We start from the raw sequence: 1643 nt of genomic DNA, 5'->3' as shown, positions 1-1643 counted from the left end.
CATATTTTTGGGAATCCTAACTATATTAACGTATTTTCCGCTATCGTCAACGGATAAAACCAGATTTTGTATAAAGTATTATTAATAAATTTCCTCAGAAAATTGGGTTGAACAAGACCCCCTGGGATTAGGCTTGACTATTTTCGTTTCCTTGTTTAGCATTTAATAAAATCTAGGCATTATTACAAGGCAAACGCATCTAAAGTATAGAAACCTTACTCAGAAGCGATGCAGTGGCCTCAGGGGGGTTTAACCCACTCGCCCTTTGCATGGCTGAGGTGCGACCAGTGGCGAATTTAATTCTTAATGGTAAGAGCGCACCTAACAAAGATTTAAAAATTAATCAGCAAAACTACTTATGGTATGAATCTCATATCCAGTAGCCATTTCAAAATAAGATGGGTTTACCCTGGGCATTATTAAGGAGAAATTATCATCACTAACCCGTTCGATACGTCAAAGAATGCCGTTGGCCACAAAGTAATCGCTGGTCTTGCTAAAATCAGTCTCGCTCTCAAAAGTAAAGCTTGGCAAGATGCAGGTTTACAAGGGCTCACACCAACCCAAGGTCAAATTCTTGCTCTACTGCGATCGCGCTCGTTATCGCCCATGCGACTATCGGAAATAGCTGATGGACTGGCAGTCAAACCAGCAACAGCAAGCGATGCAGTGGCAGTACTTGTGGAAAAGGGCTTAGTTAAGAAAGGTAAAGCGCCAGATGATAGACGGGCGATCGCCATTACCCTGACAGCAAAAGGACAGCAGCAAGCAGATAATGCAGCTAGTTGGCCCGACTTCTTGCTAACTGCTGTGGATCAGCTTTCAGAGGAGGAAACTGATGTCTTCTTCCGTGGCTTGATTAAGATGGTGCGAGCACTTCAGGAACGAGGACAAATTCCGGTTTCCAAGATGTGCGTTACCTGCCGCTTCTTTCGAGCTAATATTTACTCAGACTCTGATCGCCCTCATCACTGTGCTTTGGTGGATGCCCCCTTTGGGGATCGCCACCTCCGGCTTGAATGCCCAGAGCATCTTGCAGCTTCCCCGGAGGCGTGCACCGAGCAATGGCAGTCATTCTCGGGCAGAATTATTGGCCCTTCGTGACAGGCGCGGGGAGGAGGCGAAGCGGAGAGCGGTGCAGAATTTGGGATTTTAGGGGCGATCGCCCTATTGTAAGGGAAGGTGGGGGTGCAGTTGAGTGAGAACGGAATGCAGCGGGTTTATTTTGCACTGTTGCCTGTGATCTTGGGAATCGGGTAAATGTAACGGCTCGCAAACAGTAAGCTATAAACTCATTATTTGCGAGCCGCTACATTTAACGTTGCTTAATGGAGTAAGGAAGGCTGAGGTCACCAGAACGAACACTATAGACTTGATAAACACCAAGTAACGGTCTTTCTGAATCAGAAGTATTAACTTCCATGTAGGCAGTTACGCCATCAAATTTAAACTTGATGTTGTGATTAACTCTTTCAGCAGGGACTAAAATCTTGAGGGAATTGTTTTTGGAAACAACACAAAACCCTGGAGAATCCATATACATTTGCATCCCTGGGTTAGTAGGCGGAAGGACTACGCTGTCATCTTCTTTCTCAAACTCTTTTACGGACAAACCACCTGGAACTCGTTCATCTGGAGTTAAG

The 1643-nt window shown here is 45.3% G+C and carries 2 protein-coding genes; one reads left to right on the top strand and one right to left on the bottom strand.

The genetic code is table 11. The annotated features are described in order from the left end of the window. Positions 1-429: 429 nt before the first annotated feature. Positions 430-1104 carry a MarR family winged helix-turn-helix transcriptional regulator gene (locus tag F6K53_RS40760; RefSeq protein WP_366511430.1) on the top strand — a complete coding sequence of 225 codons (675 nt, stop codon included), beginning with the start codon at positions 430-432 and terminating at the stop codon, positions 1102-1104. A 211-nt stretch (positions 1105-1315) separates the two neighbouring features. Here the strand turns inward: F6K53_RS40760 and F6K53_RS40755 are convergent. Then, on the bottom strand, positions 1316-1643 hold a 328-nt coding region (locus F6K53_RS40755), incomplete at its 5' end, for a hypothetical protein (RefSeq protein WP_293085905.1).

It is taken from the genome of Moorena sp. SIO4A1 (genome assembly GCF_010672065.1).
GTDB lineage: Bacteria > Cyanobacteriota > Cyanobacteriia > Cyanobacteriales > Coleofasciculaceae > Moorena.
Note: the sequence above shows the minus strand (reverse complement) of the source record. Positions and strands in the feature narration are given on the sequence as shown.